This window comes from Pseudomonas sp. C2B4, from assembly GCF_013359695.1.
In the GTDB taxonomy this organism is placed as follows: domain Bacteria; phylum Pseudomonadota; class Gammaproteobacteria; order Pseudomonadales; family Pseudomonadaceae; genus Aquipseudomonas.
The window spans coordinates 1-20,785 of the sequence record NZ_JABFMU010000044.1 but is presented as its reverse complement, the minus strand read 5'-3'; the positions used below and the strand labels follow the sequence as shown (position 1 = coordinate 20,785).

Annotated in this window: 16 protein-coding genes; 9 read left to right on the top strand and 7 right to left on the bottom strand. The window is 61.1% G+C overall.

What is annotated here, in order from left to right; genetic code table 11:
* Window positions 1–3: 3 nt before the first annotated feature.
* The 9 genes from murD to lpxC all read left to right on the top strand — a co-directional run bounded on the left by murD (window position 4) and on the right by lpxC (window position 10,484).
* Entirely contained in the window at window positions 4–1,350 is a 1,347-nt protein-coding gene (gene murD, locus HNQ83_RS22925) for a UDP-N-acetylmuramoyl-L-alanine--D-glutamate ligase (RefSeq protein WP_175391047.1), read from the top strand.
* Window positions 1,347–2,564, top strand: a complete 1,218-nt coding sequence (ftsW, locus tag HNQ83_RS22920; RefSeq protein ID WP_175391046.1) for a putative lipid II flippase FtsW — start codon at window positions 1,347–1,349, stop codon at window positions 2,562–2,564. Before murD ends, ftsW begins: the two co-directional genes overlap by 4 nt.
* Window positions 2,554–3,624, top strand: a complete 1,071-nt coding sequence (gene murG / locus HNQ83_RS22915) for an undecaprenyldiphospho-muramoylpentapeptide beta-N-acetylglucosaminyltransferase (protein WP_175391045.1) — start codon at window positions 2,554–2,556, stop codon at window positions 3,622–3,624. The genes ftsW and murG overlap by 11 nt, the downstream gene beginning before the upstream one ends.
* Window positions 3,617–5,077: a UDP-N-acetylmuramate--L-alanine ligase gene (gene murC / locus HNQ83_RS22910; protein ID WP_175391044.1), complete on the top strand. Its 1,461-nt coding sequence runs from the start codon at window positions 3,617–3,619 to the stop codon at window positions 5,075–5,077. The genes murG and murC overlap by 8 nt, the downstream gene beginning before the upstream one ends.
* Window positions 5,074–6,042: a D-alanine--D-alanine ligase gene (locus HNQ83_RS22905; protein WP_175391043.1), complete on the top strand. Its 969-nt coding sequence runs from the start codon at window positions 5,074–5,076 to the stop codon at window positions 6,040–6,042. Before murC ends, HNQ83_RS22905 begins: the two co-directional genes overlap by 4 nt.
* Before the next feature lie 4 nt (window positions 6,043–6,046).
* Window positions 6,047–6,913 (top strand): cell division protein FtsQ/DivIB, encoded by an 867-nt coding sequence (locus HNQ83_RS22900; protein WP_175391068.1) that lies wholly within the window; start codon window positions 6,047–6,049, stop codon window positions 6,911–6,913.
* A 15-nt stretch (window positions 6,914–6,928) separates the two neighbouring features.
* On the top strand, window positions 6,929–8,188 hold the full coding sequence (gene ftsA / locus HNQ83_RS22895) for a cell division protein FtsA (protein ID WP_175391042.1): 1,260 nt from the start codon (window positions 6,929–6,931) through the stop codon (window positions 8,186–8,188).
* A 78-nt stretch (window positions 8,189–8,266) separates the two neighbouring features.
* Window positions 8,267–9,460 carry a cell division protein FtsZ gene (gene ftsZ, locus HNQ83_RS22890; RefSeq protein WP_150772183.1) on the top strand — a complete coding sequence of 398 codons (1,194 nt, stop codon included), beginning with the start codon at window positions 8,267–8,269 and terminating at the stop codon, window positions 9,458–9,460.
* Window positions 9,461–9,572: 112 nt separating this feature from the next.
* Window positions 9,573–10,484, top strand: coding sequence for a UDP-3-O-acyl-N-acetylglucosamine deacetylase (gene lpxC / locus HNQ83_RS22885; protein WP_027619572.1), 912 nt, complete (start codon window positions 9,573–9,575; stop codon window positions 10,482–10,484).
* Window positions 10,485–10,656: 172 nt separating this feature from the next.
* Here lpxC and HNQ83_RS22880 read toward each other — a convergent pair whose 3' ends face one another.
* From HNQ83_RS22880 to HNQ83_RS22850, 7 genes are all read right to left on the bottom strand, one after another.
* Window positions 10,657–12,156, bottom strand: a complete 1,500-nt coding sequence (locus HNQ83_RS22880) for a sensor domain-containing diguanylate cyclase (RefSeq protein ID WP_175391041.1) — start codon at window positions 12,154–12,156, stop codon at window positions 10,657–10,659.
* Window positions 12,157–12,257: 101 nt separating this feature from the next.
* On the bottom strand, window positions 12,258–13,577 hold the full coding sequence (locus HNQ83_RS22875) for an OprD family outer membrane porin (RefSeq protein ID WP_175391040.1): 1,320 nt from the start codon (window positions 13,575–13,577) through the stop codon (window positions 12,258–12,260).
* Window positions 13,578–13,772: 195 nt separating this feature from the next.
* Complete coding sequence (locus HNQ83_RS22870; RefSeq protein ID WP_175391067.1) at window positions 13,773–13,997, bottom strand: hypothetical protein; 225 nt, start codon at window positions 13,995–13,997, stop codon at window positions 13,773–13,775.
* A 253-nt stretch (window positions 13,998–14,250) separates the two neighbouring features.
* The gene (locus tag HNQ83_RS22865) at window positions 14,251–15,615 is read right to left on the bottom strand and encodes a heavy metal sensor histidine kinase (RefSeq protein WP_175391039.1); all 1,365 of its coding nucleotides are present in this window, start codon (window positions 15,613–15,615) and stop codon (window positions 14,251–14,253) included.
* Window positions 15,605–16,282, bottom strand: a complete 678-nt coding sequence (locus HNQ83_RS22860) for a heavy metal response regulator transcription factor (protein ID WP_175391038.1) — start codon at window positions 16,280–16,282, stop codon at window positions 15,605–15,607. The genes HNQ83_RS22865 and HNQ83_RS22860 overlap by 11 nt, the downstream gene beginning before the upstream one ends.
* A 9-nt stretch (window positions 16,283–16,291) precedes the next feature.
* The gene (locus HNQ83_RS22855) at window positions 16,292–19,393 is read right to left on the bottom strand and encodes a multidrug efflux RND transporter permease subunit (RefSeq protein WP_175391037.1); all 3,102 of its coding nucleotides are present in this window, start codon (window positions 19,391–19,393) and stop codon (window positions 16,292–16,294) included.
* On the bottom strand, window positions 19,390–20,550 hold the full coding sequence (locus HNQ83_RS22850) for an efflux RND transporter periplasmic adaptor subunit (RefSeq protein ID WP_175391036.1): 1,161 nt from the start codon (window positions 20,548–20,550) through the stop codon (window positions 19,390–19,392). Before HNQ83_RS22850 ends, HNQ83_RS22855 begins: the two co-directional genes overlap by 4 nt.
* Window positions 20,551–20,785 lie beyond the last annotated feature (235 nt).

Below are 20,785 nucleotides of genomic sequence, written 5' to 3'. Positions count from 1 at the left end.
CACGTGTCTCTGATCGCTTCTGACCACTTCCGCATCGTTGTCGGCCTCGGCAAGAGCGGCATGTCCCTGGTTCGCTTCCTGGCGAACCGGGGCAAGCCGTTTGCTGTCGCCGATACGCGGGAAAATCCACCGGAACTGGCCACGCTCAAGCGTGACTATCCGCACGTGGAAGTGCGTTGTGGCGAGCTGGACGTCGAATTCCTGTGCCGTGCCGACGAGCTCTACGTGAGCCCCGGCCTGGCGCTGGCGACCCCGGCCCTGCAGGCTGCTGCTGCCCGTGGCGTGAAATTGTCCGGCGACATCGAGCTGTTCGCGCGTAACGCGAAGGCGCCGATCGTGGCCATCAGCGGTTCCAACGCGAAAAGCACCGTGACTACGCTGGTCGGCGAAATGGCGGCGGCAGCTGGCAAGCGTGTCGCCATCGGCGGCAACCTCGGCACGCCGGCGCTGGACCTGCTCCGCGACGACGTCGAGTTGTACGTGATGGAATTGTCGAGCTTCCAGCTCGAAACCACCGATCAACTCAACGCCGAAGTGGCGACCGTACTCAACATCAGCGAAGACCACATGGACCGCTACAGCGGTCTGCCGGCGTATCACCTGGCCAAGCACCGGATTTTCCGCGGCGCGAAGCAGTTCGTGGTCAACCGCCAGGATGCCCTGAGCCGTCCACTGATGGGCGAGGGCCAACCATGCTGGACTTTTGGCCTGACCAAACCGGACTTCAAGGCCTTCGGTCTGCGCGAAGAAAACGGCGAGAAGTACCTGGCGTTCGAGTTCCAGAACCTGATGCCGGTGCGCGAGCTGAAAATTCGTGGTGCCCATAACCAGTCCAATGCACTGGCGGCCTTGGCGCTCGGTCATGCCGTCGGCCTGCCGTTCGACGCCATGCTTGAGGCCCTGCGCAATTTCGCCGGCCTCGAGCATCGCTGCCAGTGGGTGCGTGACCTGGACGGCGTGGGCTACTACAACGATTCCAAGGCCACCAACGTGGGTGCCGCACTGGCGGCCATCGAAGGCCTGGGTGCCGACATCGACGGCAAGATCGTGCTGATCGCCGGTGGCGATGGCAAGGGTGCCGAGTTCAAGGATCTTCGCGATCCGGTGGCGGCCAACTGCCGCGCCGTCATTCTGATGGGCCGTGACTCCGACAAGATCGGTGAGGCAATTGGCGATGCTGTGCCGTTGATCCGTGCCGGTTCGCTGGTCGAAGCCGTGGAACAGTGCCGCGCCGCTGCCCAGCCAGGTGACGTGGTCCTGCTGTCGCCGGCCTGTGCCAGCTTCGACATGTTCAAGAACTACGAAGACCGTGGTCACCAGTTCGTCCGTGCTGTGGAGGATCTGGTATGAGCCTCAGAGGCATCATCAAGCCGTATCCATCGCCACTCATCACCGGACGCGGTATCGACCTCGATTTTCCGATGCTCGTCGGATGCCTGTCGTTGCTCGGCCTGGGGCTGATCATGATTGCTTCGGCGTCGACCGAAGTGGCGGCGGTGCAGTCGGGCAGTCCGCTGTATTACATGATTCGCCACCTCATCTACGTCGTGCTGGGCCTGGGCGCCTGCATTGTCACCATGATGATTCCGATCGCCACCTGGCAACGCCTGGGCTGGCTGATGCTGATTGGTGCCTTCGGTTTGCTGGTGATGGTGATCATCCCGGGGATCGGACGTGAAGTGAACGGTTCGATGCGCTGGATCGGTTTCAGCTTCTTCAACGTGCAACCTTCGGAAATCGCCAAGGTGTTCGTGGTGATTTACCTCGCCGGTTATCTGGTGCGTCGTCAGAAAGAAGTGCGTGAAAGCTGGATGGGTTTCTTCAAGCCGTTCATCGTTTTGCTGCCGATGGCGGGTCTGTTGCTGATGGAACCGGACTTCGGTGCCACCGTCGTAATGATGGGGGCCGCCGCAGCGATGTTGTTCCTCGGCGGGGTCGGGTTGTTCCGGTTTTCCCTCATGGTGGTCCTGGCAGTCGGGGCGGTGGTGTTGTTGATTCAGATGCAGCCGTATCGAATGGCGCGACTGACCAACTTTGCCGATCCGTGGGCCGACCAGTTCGGTGCCGGTTATCAGCTGTCTCAAGCCTTGATCGCATTCGGTCGTGGCGAATGGCTGGGTGTTGGCCTGGGCAACAGCGTGCAGAAACAGTTTTACCTGCCGGAAGCCCACACCGACTTCGTGTTCTCGGTCCTGGCCGAAGAGCTGGGTGCCGTGGGTTCGTTGTGCACGGTGGCCTTGTTCGTCTTCGTCTGTATTCGTGGCATGTACATCGGCTTGTGGGCCGAGAAGGCCAAACAGTTTTTTGCCGCCTATGTGGCTTACGGCTTGTCGTTCCTGTGGATCGGTCAGTTCCTGATCAACATCGGGGTGAACGTCGGCCTGCTGCCAACCAAGGGTTTGACCCTGCCATTCCTCAGTTACGGCGGCAGCTCCCTGGTGATCTGCTGCGCCTGTCTCGGCTTGTTGCTGCGCATCGAGTGGGAGAGTCGAACCCACCTGGGCAGTGAAGAGATGGAATTCCATGAGAGCGACTTCGCCGAGGAGCCGAACCATGGGCGCTAACGTATTGATCATGGCCGGCGGCACCGGTGGCCACGTGTTCCCGGCGCTGGCCTGTGCTCGCGAGTTCCAGGCCCGCGGTTACACCGTGCACTGGCTCGGCACGCCGCGTGGCATCGAGAACGACCTGGTCCCGGCGGCCGGCATCGAACTGCACCGGATCAACGCCAGCGGCCTGCGTGGCAAGGGCAAGTTGTCCCTGCTAAAGGCACCCTTCATGTTGCTCAAGTCGGTCTGGCAGGCGCGGGCGATCATTCGTCAGTTGCGACCGGTCTGTGTGGTCGGCTTTGGTGGTTATGTGACCGGTCCTGGTGGTGTTGCCGCCAAACTGGCCGGTGTCCCGGTAATCGTTCACGAGCAGAACGCCGTGGCCGGTACCGCCAATCGGCTGCTGGTGCCGTTGGCCGCCCGGGTCTGTGAAGCGTTCCCTGACACCTTTACCCTGTCGGGCAGCCGGAGGACCACGGGTAACCCGGTGCGCACCGAGCTGTTCCTCGAAACACCGCGACCTGCCCTGGCCGGTCGCAAGGCGCGTTTGCTGATCCTGGGCGGAAGCCTGGGCGCAGAACCGTTGAACAAGCTGCTGCCTGAAGCCCTGTCGCAAGTCGCCGTCGATTTGCGTCCGGAGGTGTTCCATCAGGCTGGCAAAAACCACGATGAAGTGACTGCAGAGCGCTATCGCGCGGCTGGCGTCGAGGCGCAAGTGCAGCCTTTCATCAAAGACATGGCCCAAGCCTACAGCTGGGCCGACCTGGTGGTATGTCGCGCAGGCGCGCTGACCATCAGTGAACTGGCTGCCGCCGGTCTGCCCTCGATGCTGGTGCCCTTGCCTCATGCGATCGACGATCACCAGACCCGCAACGCCGATTATTTGGCCCGCGAAGGCGCTGCCTTCCTGATGCCGCAAAGAACGACTGGCGCAGCGGATCTTGCCGCGCGCCTGACAGAGGTCCTGATGCAACCACAACGACTCAACGATATGGCCACTGCGGCCCGCCGCCTGGCCAAACCCGATGCCACCCGTAACGTGGTCGATACCTGCCTGGAGGTGGCCCATGGTTGAGAAACAGAAAGCCATGCCACAACCGGAAATGCGCCGCATCCGTCGCATCCACTTCGTCGGGATCGGCGGTGTGGGCATGTGCGGCATTGCCGAAGTGTTGCTGAACCTGGGTTACGAAGTATCCGGTTCCGACCTGAAAGCATCGCCGGTCACCGAGCGCCTGGAGTCCTTCGGCGCGCAGATTTTCATTGGTCACCGCGCCGAAAACGCCGCCGCTGCCGATGTGCTGGTGGTGTCGAGTGCCGTGAACACCTCCAACCCGGAAGTGGCCAACGCGCTGGAACGTCGCATCCCCGTGGTGCCGCGTGCAGAAATGCTCGCTGAGCTGATGCGCTATCGCCACGGCATCGCCGTCGCCGGTACCCATGGCAAGACCACTACCACCAGTTTGATCGCTTCGGTGTTTGCCGCCGGCGGTCTGGACCCGACGTTTGTCATCGGTGGCCGTCTGAATGCCGCGGGCACCAACGCCCAGCTGGGCACCAGCCGTTACCTGATCGCTGAAGCCGACGAAAGCGATGCCAGTTTCCTGCACCTGCAGCCGCTGGTCGCGGTTGTCACCAACATTGACGCCGATCACATGGCGACCTACGACGGCGACTTCAACAAACTGAAGAAAACCTTCGTCGAGTTTCTCCACAACCTGCCGTTCTACGGTCTGGCGGTGGTGTGCCTGGACGATCCGGTGGTGCGTGAAATCCTGCCGCAGGTCAAGCGTCCGACCGTTACCTACGGCTTCGGCGACGACTGCGATGTGCGCGCCATCAATGTTCGCCAGCAAGGCATGCAGACCTTCTTCACCGTGCTGCGTCCGGATCGCGAGCCGCTGGATGTGTCGGTGAACATGCCGGGCAACCACAACGTACTCAATGCATTGGCGACGATCTGTATCGCCACCGACGAAGGCGTCAGCGATGAAGCCATCGTTCAGGGCCTGTCCGGGTTCCAGGGCGTCGGTCGACGCTTCCAGGTCTACGGCGAACTGCCGGTCGACGGCGGCAACGTGATGCTGGTCGACGACTACGGCCATCACCCGACCGAAGTCGCGGCGGTGATCAAGGCTGTGCGCGGTGGCTGGCCGGAGCGCCGACTGGTGATGGTCTACCAGCCGCATCGCTACAGCCGTACCCGCGACCTGTACGACGACTTCGTCAATGTACTGGCTGATGCCAACGTCTTGCTGCTGATGGAAGTCTATCCGGCCGGTGAAGAGCCGATCCCGGGCGCCGACAGCCGCAAGCTGTGCAACAGCATCCGCCAACGTGGCCAGCTCGACCCGATCTACATCGAGCGGGGTGTCGACCTGGCACCTGTGGTCAAGCCGCTGCTGCGTGCCGGCGACATTCTGCTGTGCCAGGGCGCCGGTGATATCGGCGGTCTCGCACCGAAACTGTTGAAAAGTGAGTTGTTCGCCGGCGCCGTGGCTGCGCCGGTCGAGGGGAAGTTGAAATGACTGCTGCCTACGCCAATCTCGTCTCCACCGTTGCGCCGAAAGACTTCGGCCGGGTCGCCGTGCTGTTCGGTGGCAAGAGTGCCGAGCGCGAAGTGTCCCTGAAGTCGGGTAACGCGGTTCTCGATGCGCTGCAAAGCGCGGGTGTGGATGCGTTCGGTCTCGACGTGGGCGATGACCTGCTGCAGCGCCTGCTGAGCGAGAAAATCGACCGCGCCTTCGTCATCCTCCACGGTCGTGGCGGTGAAGACGGCAGCATGCAGGGCCTGCTCGAATGCCTGGGCATTCCCTACACCGGCAGCGGCATCCTCGCGTCGGCGCTGGCCATGGACAAGCTGCGCACCAAGCAGGTCTGGCACAGCCTGGGCATTCCTACACCACGTCACGCGGTACTGAGCAGCGAGGCCGATTGTATTTCGGCGGCCACGGAACTGGGCTTCCCTTTGATCGTCAAACCGGCCCATGAAGGTTCAAGTATCGGGATGGCCAAGGTGACTTCCGCGTCCGATTTGATCGACGCCTGGAAAGCGGCCAGTACCTACGATTCGCAAGTTTTGGTCGAGCAATGGATTCAAGGTCCGGAGTTCACCATCGCCACCCTGCGTGACCAGGTGTTGCCACCGATTGCCCTGGGCACGACGCACAGCTTCTACGACTACGACGCCAAATACATTGCCAACGATACCCAGTACCGCATTCCGTGCGGACTGGACAGCGCCAAGGAAAAGGAACTCATGGACCTCACGGCAAAAGCCTGTGAGGCGCTGGGTATCGCCGGTTGGGCGCGCGCGGACGTGATGCAGGACGCCGACGGACAGTTCTGGTTCCTGGAGGTCAACACCGCCCCGGGCATGACCGATCACAGCCTGGTGCCGATGGCGGCCCGTGCTGCCGGTCTGGATTTCCAACAATTGGTTCTGGCGATTCTGGCGGCGAGCGTTGCCGGCAACGAAGAGCCAAGAGGTTAAGACCATGCAAGGCGCTCAGTTGAGACATCAGCCACCCGCACCCGGCCGCAAGCCGGTGCCGCGGGGTGCCAGCCGAATGGTGGCCAAAGAGCCGATGTCCGCGCGCCTGCCGAAAGCCAATTTCGGCTTTCTGAAAAGCTTGTTCTGGCCAGTGCTGTTGGTGGCGCTGGGGTTCGGTACTTACGAAGGCGCGCAGCGTTTGCTGCCGTATGCCGATCGGCCGATCACCAAAATCAACGTGCAGGGCGACCTCAGTTACATCAGCCAGCAAGCCGTGCAGCAGCGGATCGCCCCTTATGTGGCGTCGAGCTTCTTCACCATCGACCTGGCGAGCATGCGCACCGAGCTGGAACAGATGCCATGGATTGCCCACGCCGAAGTGCGTCGGGTGTGGCCGGATCAAGTAGTGATCCGCCTGGAGGAGCAACTGCCGGTCGCCCGCTGGGGCGACGAGTCGCTGCTGAATAACCAGGGGCAGGCGTTCACGCCGCGAGAGTTGGCAAATTACGAGCATCTGCCGCAGTTGTTCGGGCCTCAGCGGGCTCAGCAGCAGGTGATGCAGCAATATCAGATTTTGAGCCAGATGCTCAGACCGCTGGGCTTCTCGATCGCACGCCTGGAGTTGCGTGAACGAGGTAGCTGGTTCCTGACTACCGGCCCCGGCAGCGCGGGCCCCGGGATCGAGCTGCTGCTGGGACGCGGCAACCTCGTGGAAAAGATGCGCCGTTTCATTGCCATCTATGACAAGACGCTCAAAGAACAGATTACGAACATTGCGCGCATCGATCTGCGCTATGCCAACGGCCTCGCTGTTGGCTGGCGGGAACCAGTAGCGCCGACGACAGCCGATCCCGCTGTCGCGAAGAATTAAGAGAGGCAGGACCCCATGGCAAACGTGCAAAGCGGCAAAATGATCGTCGGTCTCGATATCGGCACCTCCAAAGTGGTGGCGCTGGTAGGCGAGGTCGCGGACGACGGCACGCTCGATATCGTCGGGATCGGTACACACCCATCCCGCGGCCTGAAGAAAGGCGTGGTGGTGAACATCGAGTCCACCGTGCAGTCGATCCAGCGCGCCATCGAAGAAGCGCAGCTGATGGCCGGTTGCCGAATCCATTCGGCATTCGTTGGCGTGGCCGGTAATCACATCCGCAGCTTGAACTCCCACGGCATCGTGGCGATTCGCGATCGCGAAGTCAGCTCCGCCGACCTCGAACGCGTGCTCGACGCCGCCCAGGCCGTGGCGATCCCGGCCGACCAGCGCGTGCTGCACACCCTGCCGCAGGATTACGTGATCGATAACCAGGAAGGTGTCCGCGAGCCCCTGGGCATGTCCGGCGTCCGCCTGGAAGCCAAGGTTCACGTGGTCACTTGCGCCGTCAACGCCGCACAGAACATTGAAAAATGCGTGCGTCGCTGCGGCCTGGAAATCGACGACATCATTCTCGAGCAACTGGCGTCCGCGTACTCGGTGCTGACCGATGACGAGAAAGAGTTGGGCGTGTGCCTGGTGGACATCGGCGGTGGCACCACCGACATCGCGATCTTCACCGAAGGCGCGATCCGTCACACCGCCGTGATCCCGATTGCAGGCGATCAGGTGACCAACGACATCGCCATGGCGTTGCGCACTCCGACCCAGTACGCCGAAGAAATCAAGATTCGCTACGCCTGTGCCCTGGCCAAACTGGCCGGTGCCGGCGAAACCATCAAGGTGCCAAGCGTTGGCGACCGTCCGCCGCGCGAGCTGTCCCGCCAGGCCCTGGCCGAAGTGGTCGAGCCGCGCTACGACGAGCTGTTCACGCTGATCCAGGCCGAACTGCGCCGCAGCGGCTACGAAGACCTGATCCCGGCCGGCATCGTGCTGACCGGTGGTACGTCGAAGATGGAAGGCGCCACCGAACTGGCCGAGGAAATCTTCCACATGCCCGTGCGCCTTGGCGTGCCTCACGGCGTGAAAGGCCTGGATGACGTGGTTCGCAACCCGATTTATTCCACCGGTGTCGGCCTGTTGATGTACGGCCTGCAGAAGCAATCCGACGGCATTTCGTTCTCGGGTATCGGCAGCCGCGACAGCTACAGCAACGAAGAACCGAAGGGCGCCTTGCTCGATCGCATCAAGAGCTGGGTCCAGGGCAATTTTTAAGCTTCACCGCAGCAACGCTTCACCGTTGTAGATACAGGCAGTAGGCGAAAAAACTAGAGAACGTAAAGGAGAGGGAAAATGTTCGAACTCGTAGACAACATCCCCGCAAGCCCGGTTATTAAAGTTATCGGTGTTGGCGGTGGCGGCGGCAACGCCGTGAATCACATGGTCAAGAGCAACATTGAAGGCGTCGAGTTCATCTGCGCCAACACTGATGCCCAGGCGCTGAAGAGCATCAGCGCGCGGACCATCCTGCAACTGGGTACCGGCGTGACCAAAGGTCTGGGCGCCGGCGCCAACCCTGAAGTAGGTCGTCAGGCCGCTCTCGAAGACCGTGAGCGCATTGCCGAAGTCCTGCAGGGCACCAACATGGTGTTCATCACTACCGGCATGGGCGGTGGTACCGGTACCGGTGCTGCGCCGATCATTGCTGAAGTGGCCAAGGAAATGGGGATCCTCACCGTTGCGGTGGTGACCCGTCCGTTCCCGTTCGAAGGTCGCAAGCGCATGCAGCTGGCCGACGAAGGCATCCGCCTGCTGTCGGAAAGCGTCGACTCGTTGATCACCATTCCCAACGAGAAGCTGCTGACCATCCTCGGTAAAGACGCCAGCCTGCTGTCGGCTTTCGCCAAGGCTGACGATGTACTGGCCGGTGCCGTTCGCGGTATCTCCGACATCATCAAGCGTCCGGGCATGATCAACGTCGACTTTGCCGACGTACGTACCGTGATGAGCGAAATGGGCATGGCGATGATGGGCACTGGCTGCGCCAGCGGTCCGAACCGTGCACGTGAAGCGACCGAAGCGGCCATCCGTAACCCGTTGCTTGAAGACGTGAACCTGCAAGGCGCACGCGGCATCCTGGTGAACATCACCGCCGGTCCTGACCTGTCCCTGGGTGAGTACTCCGACGTGGGTAGCATCATCGAAGCCTTCGCTTCCGAGCACGCCATGGTCAAGGTCGGTACCGTTATCGATCCGGACATGCGCGACGAGCTGCACGTGACTGTCGTTGCGACCGGTCTGGGCGCTAAAATCGAGAAACCTGTGAAGGTCATCGACAATACCGTTCACACCTCGATGGCTTCGCAGCCACAACAACAAGCCCCTGTTCGTCAGGAAGCTCCAGCGGTGAACTACCGTGACCTGGACCGTCCGACCGTCATGCGCAACCAGGCCCAGGCCGGTGCTGCGACTGCCGCGAAGATGAATCCGCAGGATGATCTGGATTACCTGGACATCCCGGCTTTCCTGCGTCGTCAGGCCGATTGATGAAATGTATCAGGGCTATGAAGGTGATTGGTGTTCAGCAAAGGCGTGGTCTGCTATCATCGCCAGCCTTTGTTGATACCAGTTCGCAATTTGCGCTGAAGCGGCCCAAGCCATGATTAAACAACGCACACTGAAAAATATTATCCGTGCCACAGGTGTAGGTCTGCACTCCGGGGAGAAGGTTTACCTGACCCTCAAGCCTGCGCCGATCGACACCGGCATCGTCTTTCGCCGTGCCGACCTCGATCCCGTGGTCGAGATCCCGGCTCGTGCGGCCAACGTCGGCGAGACAACCATGTCGACGACGCTGGTCAACGGTGACGTCAAGGTGGATACGGTTGAGCACTTGCTCTCGGCCATGGCTGGCCTGGGCATCGATAACGCCTACGTCGAGCTCTCCGCGTCCGAAGTCCCGATCATGGATGGTAGCGCTGGACCCTTCGTATTTCTGATTCAGTCGGCTGGCCTGGAAGAACAGGACGCCGCCAAGAAGTTCATCCGTATCCTGCGGGAAGTGACAGTGGAAGACGGCGACAAGCGCGCCACTTTCGTTCCTTTCGAAGGTTTCAAGGTGAGCTTCGAGATCGATTTCGATCACCCGGTTTTCCGTGACCGCACACAAAGTGCAAGCGTGGATTTTTCCAGCACTTCGTTCGTTAAAGAAGTCAGCCGCGCCCGTACCTTTGGTTTCATGAGTGACATCGAGTACCTGCGCAAGCACAACCTCGCACTCGGCGGCAGCGTTGAAAACGCAATCGTGGTTGACGCCGATGGTGTTCTGAACGAAGACGGTCTTCGCTATGAAGACGAATTCGTGAAGCACAAGATCCTCGATGCAATTGGTGACCTCTACCTGCTGGGCAATAGCCTGATTGGTGAGTTCAAGGGCTTCAAGTCCGGCCACGCACTGAACAACCAGCTGCTGCGCAAGTTGATTGAGCAGACAGATGCCTGGGAAGTCGTGACGTTCGAAGATGCCAGCACTGCACCGATCTCTTACATGCGCCCTGTTGCGGCCGTGTAAGTAAAAACCTCTCTAGTTTTTAAAGGCTGCCTTCGGGTGGCCTTTTTTTATGCCCGGATTTTGTGTTGCCGGGGCAGGCCCCTTCGCGAGCAGGCTCGCTCCCACAGGAGGACGCGGACAAACTGTGGGAGCGGGCTCGCCCGCGAAGGGGCCAGTAGGCGCACCGCCAGTTTCAGGCAGAAACCACCCGATTACGCCCCCGTTCCTTGGCCTGATACAGCGCCTTGTCCGCCGAAAACAGCAGCTGTTCCAGGCTGATGTCACTCTCTGTCGTCCAGGTGCTGATGCCGATGCTGACCGTCATCGGTTGATCATCGCCTGCCACCACGGGCAACTGTTCCACCTGCACACGGATGCGCTCGGCAATCTGTCGTGCACCTTCATTGTCGGTTTCAGCCAGGATCACCGAAAACTCTTCGCCGCCATAACGGGCCACAAGGTCTGTGGGGCGATGGACATTGGCGCCGATGACCTCGGCCAGCGAGCGCAAAGCCTCGTCGCCGGCCTGATGGCCGTGACGGTCGTTGAAGGCCTTGAAGTGATCGGCATCGATCATCAGCACTGACATCGGTTTGCCCGAACGTTGCGCCCGAAACCATTCATGACGAAGGGTCTGGTCAAGGGTTCGGCGATTGGCCACGCCGGTCAAGGCATCGGTGGCGGCCAGTTGCGCCAACTCTTGCTCGGCGCTGTGGCGCAGGCGCAATTCGCGGCAGAGCAGCCAGGTCAGCCACAGCAACGCGGCGCACAGGACGCCGGTGGCGCCGCTGATCACCATCGCCGTGCGCCTCCAGGTGGCGAAGACCTCGTCACTGGAAAGGGCGACGATAACCGTGAGCGGCAGGTTGCCGACCCGGCTGAAGGTGTACAGGCGTGGCTGCCGGTCAACGCTCGACACGCCGTCAAAGCTGCCGCTGCCCTCGCGCAGCATGCGCACGACGTTGGGCCGACCGGCAAAACTTTTGCCCACCGAGTTGTCCTGCAAAAAGGGCTTCTGCGCCAACAGCACCCCATCGTCGTTGATGATGGCCAGTGTGCTGCCGGTGCCGATGTCGAGGCTGTTGAACAACTGATCGAAGTACGCCAGGCGCATTGAGGCCACCGCGACACCCAGGAACTCACCCGTGGTAGAAGAAATGCGCCGGCTGAAGCTGATTTGCCATTCGTCGCTGTAATCGCAATCACAGCGGGGTTTGAACGGCCGACTGATGAACATCCCCGCGTGGCGGTTGAAGGCATGAGCGAGAAAATAATCGCGGTCGGCGAAGTTGCCCGGTTTGGGTTCGATCAACGACGAGTCGGCGAGAACCTCGCCTTGTTTATCGAGCAACAGGATGTCGCTCTTGAAGCGTGCGGTGGTCGAGCGGTCGAAGAGCACCAGGTGGCGGATCTGTGCCGAAACCTCCTTGAGGTCATCCCGTTGCGCGGCGGCGATCAGGCCTTGCAGGGTCAGGTCGTAGAGCTCCACCGTGCGCAGCACGTCGGCGTCGATCAATTGTGCGATGGTGGTTGCGCTGCGTATGGCCGCCTGTCGGGCGTTGGCGTGTTCGCGGATCAGCAGAAAGGTCACGATGCCGAGAATCGCAATGACCGTCAGGCTGCTGCCGAGGATCACCAGGATCTCGGGCCGTCCGGCGCTGCCGGAAGGGGATGGGGTGCGGCGTACGGTCATGGGGCTGATGTCTGCTGGAATGACTGGGTAAGCGTAGTTCCTTAACCGTAGCAGCCGGGAAAAAGGCCAGCGACTGGGCCGGCCTTTTGATTAATTGCCGATCAGAACACATTGATCGGGTAGTCGATGATCACCCGGTATTCATCAGTGTCCTGATCCAGCGCGCCATAACCGTTGCCGCCCCGGTTGGTCGCCCATTGCAGGCGCAGGGCCAGGTCCTTGGCTTGACCACTCTGGACCACGTATTTCAGATCAATGTCGCGTTCCCAGTGTTTGGCGTTCTTGCCATCAACGCTGTACCACGCGGAGTAACCGGGGCTTTCTGGATCGACCTTGGTCAGGTCCAGTTTGCCGCGGGAGTAAGACACCGCCGACGTCAGGCCCGGCAGGCCAAGGCCGACAAAGTCGTAGGCATATTTGAGTTTCCACGAGCGTTCATTCGGGCCGTTGAAGTCTGAGTACTGCTGGGAGTTGTCGAGGAAAATGCTGTCGCCCTGGCTGATGTAATCGAACGGTGTGTTGCCGTTGACCCGCTGGTAAGCGGCCGTGACGCTGTGATTGCCCAGGCCGACGGTGAAATGCAGGCTCCAGGTGTTGTTGTCGATGTTGCCCAGTAGCGCGTCACCGGTGTCCTGCGTGTGATAGATGTGCAGGCCAGGGTTGAGGCTGATCAGGTTATTGAGCGCGTAGACGTAATCCAGGTCGTAGTAGTACTGGTTCCAGATGTCCTTGAGCTCGGCGGCATACAGGCTGCTGGACAGTCCCGGCAGGCCATTCCAGGCCACGCCAGCCCAGGTCAGGTGCTGGCTGTCCTCACCAAAGGGCAGGCTACCGTAGGACGTGCCGATGCGGGTATGGCCGCTCTGGTTGTAAGGCTTGGTGAAGCTGGCTTGTCCGCCCTCGATCATTACGCCGTCGACGCTGTGGTTGGTCAGGCTGGCCCCGCGAAAGGTCTGGGGCAGCAGGCGGGTTTCGCCACCGGCAATCACCGGATTGGCCAGAAACAGGTCGCCAGCCTTCAATTCGGTATCGAAAGCACGCATTTTCAGGGTGCCACCGGCGGTCGAGAAGGACTCCGGTGCTTTGCCGTTGCCATCACTGACCGGCAGGATGCTCGAGTTGTCCGTGCCGCCACCGCCGTCAAGCTTGAGCCCGAGCATGGCGTGGGCATCGATGCCAAAGCCGACGGTGCCCGTTGTATAGCCCGACTCGAAGACACCCAGAAAGCCCTGGCCCCACTCAATGTTGTCGTCTGTCTGCTGCAGCCGATTGCGGTTCATGTAGTAGTTACGGGCGTTGAGGTTGAGGCGCGAACCCTCGACAAATCCGGCGTCGGTCGAATCATCAGTAGCATGGGCGTTGGCGGACATCGTTACGGCGAATGCAACGAACAGCGAAGAGAAGCGGAAGGGGAAACGCACGTGCGGACAAGCTCCTTGGGTCAACGGGGAACATCACTGTTTTTGTCGTCGGGATGTTTTTTGCAGGGAGGGCGATTCAAACGGCGTTGAAGCCACAACGAAAAAAAGCCGCTGAGGGCAGCGGCTTGGAAGACAACTTTTCAAGGGGAAGAGCCGATGAAAAGTGTCGAGGGAAACTGGAGCGATGCGCAGAAATCAGCTGTCTTTTTCAACCCGAGGCTGGGCTTGAATGCTCGATGCTTGCGGGGCCTGGGTGGCTTCCTGAGCTTTGGCGGTCATCTCGATCTGGTGTTCTTCGTAAGCGGAGGCGCGTGCGGCGTTTTGTGCGACGAAAGCCTGCGACTCTTCAGCCATGGCGAACGAAGAGACAAACAAAGAGGACAAAACGAAAGCGCTGGCAATACCCATACTGTTGGACATCTTTAAAACCTTCTTGCTTGGCAAGTGCTGTTTGGTGCGGGCAAAGATAAGGATGTCGGGCGATGGGAAAAAGAGCGGATTCATGAAAGGACTGTTGCGTAAAAGGCAACAGTTGGTTGTACACACGTTTGTGGTCAACCCGAAACCACTGTGGGAGCGAGCCTGCTCGCGAAAGCGGTTAAACGTTCAAACCTGCGTTGACTGACACACCGCATTCGCGAGCAGGCTCGCTCCCACAAAAGAAGGTACTGGATCAGACCGGCAGATGAATGCCGAAGGTATTCATGCCGTGGTCACTGCGCACAAACACATCCCCGCCATGCATCAGCGCGATCGCCTTGACGATCGCCAACCCCAACCCGTGGTTGTTGCCGCTGTTGCTGCGCGAAGCGTCGACGCGATAGAAACGTTCGAACAGGCGTGACAAATGTTCGCTGGCAATCGGTGAACCCGGGTTCGCCACGCCGATACTGACCTGATGCTCCTCGGCTTCGATCCGCACCTGGATCACCTGCCCGGGCTCGGTGTGCTGCACGGCGTTGTTCAGCAGATTGATCAGCGCCCGTCGCAAGTGCGCGATCTCGATTCGCACCTGGGCATCGCCGCTGACCTGGACCTGCACCTGGGCGTCTTCGAGGATGAAATCCAGATACTCCAGCGTCGTCGCCACCTCATCGGCCAACGACGTCGACGTCAGTTTGGTGGCCTTGCTGCCCTGATCCGCACTGGCGAGAAATAACATGTCGTTGATGATCGAGCGCAGTCGCTCAAGCTCCTCGAGGTTCGATTGCAGGACCTCGAAGTAATGCTCGGCCGAGCGTCCACGGGTCAGGGCAACCTGGGTCTGGCCGATCAGGTTGGTCAATGGCGAACGCAGTTCATGGGCGACATCGGCGTTGAACGACTCCAGTCGCGAGTAGGCCTGCTCGACCCGCTCCAGCGTGGAGTTGAACGAATGGACGAATTGGTTGAGTTCCGGCGGCAGTGACGACATTCGTAAACGCCCGGAACGCAGGGGCGGCGCCAGGCGCTGGGCTTCCTGAGACAGTTTGATCAGCGGTTTCAGCCCGATTCGCGCCACCCAGTAACCCAGCGCCGAGGCCAGGAGCACGCCGACAATCGCCAGGCTGACCAGGGCAATCAGCAACTGATGCTGGGTCTGGTAAAACGTCTCGGTGTCGATGCCGATCATGAAACGCAATGGCGGCCGTTGGTCCTTGGCCGGGAACTGGCTGACCAGCACTTTCAGCGGGTAGGGATGGTCTGGCAACTGCATGTCACGCATGCCCAGCGGGCCTTGGGCGAACGCGCGGATCTGCGGTGTCAGCTGGCCGTATTCGTAGTGCGGATCGCCGCTGATGATCCAGAAACTGATGCGCTTGTCTTCTTCGCCGAGCAGCTTGAGCTTGTTGTTGATCTTCACCCAATGCTCGGGCGTGCCGTAACGGCCGACGGTGGATTCGAGCACGCTGTAGCGTGCATCCAGTTCGGCTTCGGGCAACAGGCCCAAGCCTTTGTCGACCTGTTGGTACAGTGCCCAGCCGATCAACAGGAACACCAGGAGCGCCACCAGGGTGAACATCCCGCTGAGGCGCAGTGCGATCGAGTTACTGGACACCACGGCTCTCCAGCACATACCCCATTCCGCGGATCGTGTGCAGCAGTTTTTCTTCGAACGGCCCGTCGAGCTTGGCCCGCAGACGTTTGATCGCCACTTCGACGACATTGGCGTCGCTGTCGAAATTGATGTCCCAGACCATTTCGGCAATCGCCGTTTTCGACAGGATTTCGCCCTGACGCCGGGCCAGCACACTGAGCAGCGAGAACTCCTTGGCGGTCAGGTCCAGGCGCGTGCCGGCACGGGTGGCCTTGCGGCTGATCAAATCGATCCACAGGTCGGCGATGCTCACTTGCACCGGTTCGTGCCCGCCGCTGCGACGGGTCAGCGCTTGCAGGCGTGCCACCAGCTCAAGGAAGGAAAAGGGTTTGCCCAGGTAATCATCAGCGCCATCGCGCAGGCCACGGATGCGGTCTTCAACCCGCTCGCGGGCAGTGAGCATGATCACCGGGGTTTGCTTGCGCGCACGCAAGGCGCGCAGCACGCCGAAGCCGTCGAGGCCCGGCAGCATCACGTCGAGGACGATCACCGCGTAGTCGCTTTCCAGCGCCAGGTGCAGGCCTTCCACGCCATCACGGGCCAGATCCACGGTGTATCCCTGTTCCGTCAGGCCACGGTGCAGGTAGTCCGCGGTTTTTTCCTCGTCTTCGATAATCAGAACGCGCATGACCCCGCCTCAGTCTGTGGTCGCCAGCGCCGGCAGCGCTGTAGGTTTAGGTCGATGGAATAGCCGCTCCAGCCACAAGTATATGACCGGCGTGGTGAACAGCGTCAGCATCTGGCTCACCAGCAAGCCGCCCACCACCGCGATCCCCAGGGGTTGGCGCAGCTCGGCGCCGGTGCCATAACCGAGCATCAGCGGCAGGGCGCCGAGCAGGGCGGCCAGGGTGGTCATGATGATCGGCCGGAACCGCGTCAGGCAGGCCTGGAAGATCGCTTCTTCCGGCGACAAGCCGCCCTTGCGCTGGGCTTCGAGGGCGAAGTCGATCATCAGGATGCCGTTTTTCTTGACGATGCCGATCAGCAGCACCAGGCCGATCAGCGCCATGATCGAAAAGTCCTGGCCGCAGATCCACAACATGATCACCGCACCCAGTCCCGCCGCAGGCAGGGTCGAGATGATGGTCAGCGGATGGACGAAGCTCTCGTAGAGCACGCCGAGAATGATGTACACCGCCACCAGCGCCGCCAGGATCAGCCAGGGCTGGCTGGCCAGCGAACTCTGGAACGCCTGGGCCGCGCCCTGGAAGTTGCCGCTGATCGCTACCGGCATGCCGATGTCGGCCTTGGCCTGGTTGAGCATGATCACCGCATCGCCCAACGCCACGCCGGGTGCGAGGTTAAACGACATGTTGGCGGCAGGGAACATGCCGTCATGGGCAATGGACAGCGGGCCTATGCTGGGCGCATCGAACCGGGCCAGCGCCGACAGCGGGACCATCTCACCGCTCAAGGGCGAACGCAGGTAGAAATAGTTGAGGCTTTCCGCCTTGCCGCGCTGCTTGGTGTCCAGTTCCAGGATCACGTTGTATTGGTTGATTTGGGTCTGGAACTCATTGATCTGGCGTTGACCGAAAGCGTCGTAGAGGGCTTCGTCGACATCGCTGGCGGTCAGGCCGAAGCGTGCCGCCGCGCTGCGGTCGATGCTGATGTGCGTGATGCTGCCGCCCAGTTGCAGGTCATTGGACACGTCGCGGAAGGCCGGGTTGCTGCGCAGTTTTTCCGTCAGGCGCTGGGTCCAGGTGCTCAGCACCGCGCCGTCGTTGCTCTTGAGCACGTATTGGTACTGGGCGCGGCTCGGGCCGGAACTGAGGTTGATGTCCTGGCCGGCGCGCAAGTACAGGACGATGCCCGGGACTTTCATCAGTTGCGGGCGAATGCGGTCGATGAACTCACTGGCCGAGACATCGCGGTCACCGCGTTTTTTCAGGGCAATCCAGAAGCGGCCGTTGGCGATGGTCTGGTTGCTGCCCGAGACACCGACCGAGTGGGAGAACGTTTCGACGGCGGGATCGGCGGCGACGATTTCGGCCATCGCCAGGTGTTTTTTCACCATGTCCCCGTAGGAAATGTCCGCAGCCGCTTCGGTGGTGCCGAGGACGAAACCGGTGTCCTGCACCGGGAAGAAGCCCTTGGGAATGAAGACATAACCACCGACAGCCAGTGCCACCGACAGGCCGAAAATACCGATCATCAGTTTCTGGTGGGCGAGGGCGCGGCGCAGGCCTTTTTCGTAAAGGGCCAACAGCCGCTCGCCAAAGCCCTTCTTGCCATGGGCGTCGTGCACCGGGGCGCGCATGAACAGCGCCGCCAGGGTAGGCGCCAGGGTCAGGGAAACGACCACCGAAATCAGGATGGTTGAAGTGGCAGTCAGAGCGAATTCCTTGAACAGCCGTCCGACCACGCCGCCCATGAACAGCAGCGGAATGAACGCCGCCACCAGCGAGAAACTGATCGACACCACGGTGAAGCCGATTTCCCCGGCACCCTTGATCGCGGCCTCGCGCATGCCATCGCCGGCCTCCAGATGACGGTGGATGTTCTCCACCACCACAATCGCATCGTCGACCACAAAGCCCACGGCGACCACGATCGCCACCAGCGTCAGGTTGTTCAGGCTGAAACCCATGATGTACATCAGGGCGAAACTGGCGATCAGCGACACGCCGAGCACCGCCGACACGATCAGGGTGGCCGACAGCTGGCGCAGGAACAGCGCCATCACCGCCACCACCAGCATGATCGCGATCAGCAGGGTGATTTCCACTTCATGCAGCGAGGCGCGGATGGTCTGGGTGCGGTCGATCAGCGTCTTGACCTGCACCGAGGCGGGCAGCATCGCTTCCAGGCCCGGCAGCGCCGCCTGGATGCGGTCCACGGTTTCGACGATGTTGGCCCCCGGCTGGCGGAAGATCACCAGGTTCACCCCCGGCTGCGAGCCGGCCCAGGCCTGGACGTAGGCATCTTCCGAGCCGTTGACGACTTTGGCCACGTCCTTGAGATGGACCGGTGCACCGTCCTTGTAGGAAACAATCAATTGACTGTAATCCTCGGGGTGGAACAACTGGTCGTTGGTGGACAGGGTCGAGATGCTCGATTCCCCGTACAGCGCACCTTTGGCCAGGTTCAGGCTGGTTTGCTGGATCGCCAGGCGAATGTCCGCCAAGGTCAGGCCGATGGCGGCGAGTTTGTCTGCCGAGACCTGGACGCGGATCGCCGGACGTTGCTGACCGGTGATGGCGACCTGACCTACACCGTCGATCTGACTGATCTGACGGGACAGCAGGGTTTCCGTGAGGTCGCTGAGTTCGGGACCGGGCATCAGCGAAGAATTGACGCTGAGGATCAACACGGGGCTGTCGGCCGGGTTGACCTTGCGCCAGGTCGGCAGGTTCGGAATGTCCTTGGGCAGTTTGCCGGCGGCGGTGTTGATCGCGGCCTGGACTTCCTGGGCGGCGGTATCGATGCTTTTGTCGAGGGTGAATTGCAGGGTCAGGATGGTCGAACCGAGGGCGCTGCTTGAGGTCATCTGGGTCACGCCGGGGATGGCGCTGAACTGCACTTCAAGGGGCGTTGCCACCGAGGAGGCCATGGTTTCCGGGCTGGCGCCGGGCAGTTGTGCCGCCACCTGGATGGTCGGAAATTCCGCCTCGGGCAAGGGCGCCACCGGCAGGCGCGGAAAAGCGATGGCACCGAGCAGCACCAGGGCAAACGTCAGCAGCACCGTCGCCACCGGGTGGTCGATGCACCAGGCGGATATCGAACCGTGGCCTTTCATTGCGCGGCCTCCGATTGCACCACCTGCGGTGGTTCGGTCAGCACTTGCACGGTGGCGCCCGGCTTGAGCCGCGACTGGCCGTCGCTGACCAGCACGTCACCCGGTGCTACGCCCTTGATGATGTTCTGGCCGCTGCCCTGATAGAGCATCTGCACCGGCACGGTTTCAACCTTGTCACCCTTGAGCCGGTAGACGAAAGGCTGATCAAGGCCACGCTGTACGACGGTGGGCGGTACCACCAGCGCATCTTTGTCCAGCGCCGTCTGAATTTTTACCGTCACCAGCAGGCCCGGCCAGAGTTTCTGCGAAGCGTTGTTGAATTCAGCCTTGGCGCGGATCGTCCCGGTGTTGGCGTTGATCTGGTTGTCGATCAGGGTCAGGTGGCCTTCACCCAGCAGATTGCCGGTTTCGCCGTCGGTGTCGGCGCCGATGTAGGCCTTGACCCGGGCATGTTGCGGATCACTGATCAGGCCCTGCAAGGTCGGCAGCATTTGTTGCGGCAGGGAGAACTCCACGGCGATCGGGTCGATCTGGGTGACGGTAAACAGACCTTGGGTGTCGGTCATGCGCAGGAAGTTGCCTTCGTCCACGGTGCGAATACCGACGCGGCCGCTGACTGGAGAGCGAATCTGCGTGTAGGAAAGTTGTACCTGAGCCGCATCAATCGAGGCCTGGTTGCCCTGCGCGGTGGCTTTGAGTTGGTTGACCAGCGCCTGTTGCTGGTCGTAAGTCTGTTTCGACACGCCATCATCGACGCTCAGCAGCTTGTAGCGCTTGAGGTTGACCAGGGCCACTTGCAACTGTGCCTGGCTTTCGCCCAGTTGCGCCCGGGCCTGGTCGAGGCTGGCGCGGATCGAGCGGTCGTCGATGGTGGCCAGCAGGTCGCCTTTGTTCACCAGTTGGCCTTCCTTGACCAGGATTTTGGTGAGAATGCCGTCGATTTGCGGGCGGACGACGACGCTGTGCAGCGACAGGACCGAGCCGATGCCGCTGACATAGCGGGGCACGTCTTTTTCGACAACGCTGACCACGCGCACGGGGATGGCGCTGGGTGCCGCGAGCTTTGCCTTGGCGGGTTTGGTGGCATACCACAGGCCCAGCGCTGCCAGGAGGATCAGAAGGGCGACGAGCAGGGCGGGTTTTTGCTGGATTCGCATGCGAGTGAGGCGCCAGGGCTGGATGATCGACAGGTTGGTATGTTCCTTTATAAACCTGTTTGACGGTCAGGAAAGTGACTGCTAACTGACGGCGCTGTCAGTTTGGGTTTGGCTTGGCGGCCTTATAGCCGACCATGCTGTGGGTGGGGGTGTACATATCCGTTGCTGCGGTAACGGCCACTTATGGTTTCGCCCTTACGGCGAGTCCCTTTTGGCAAACGCCCCAAAAGGAACC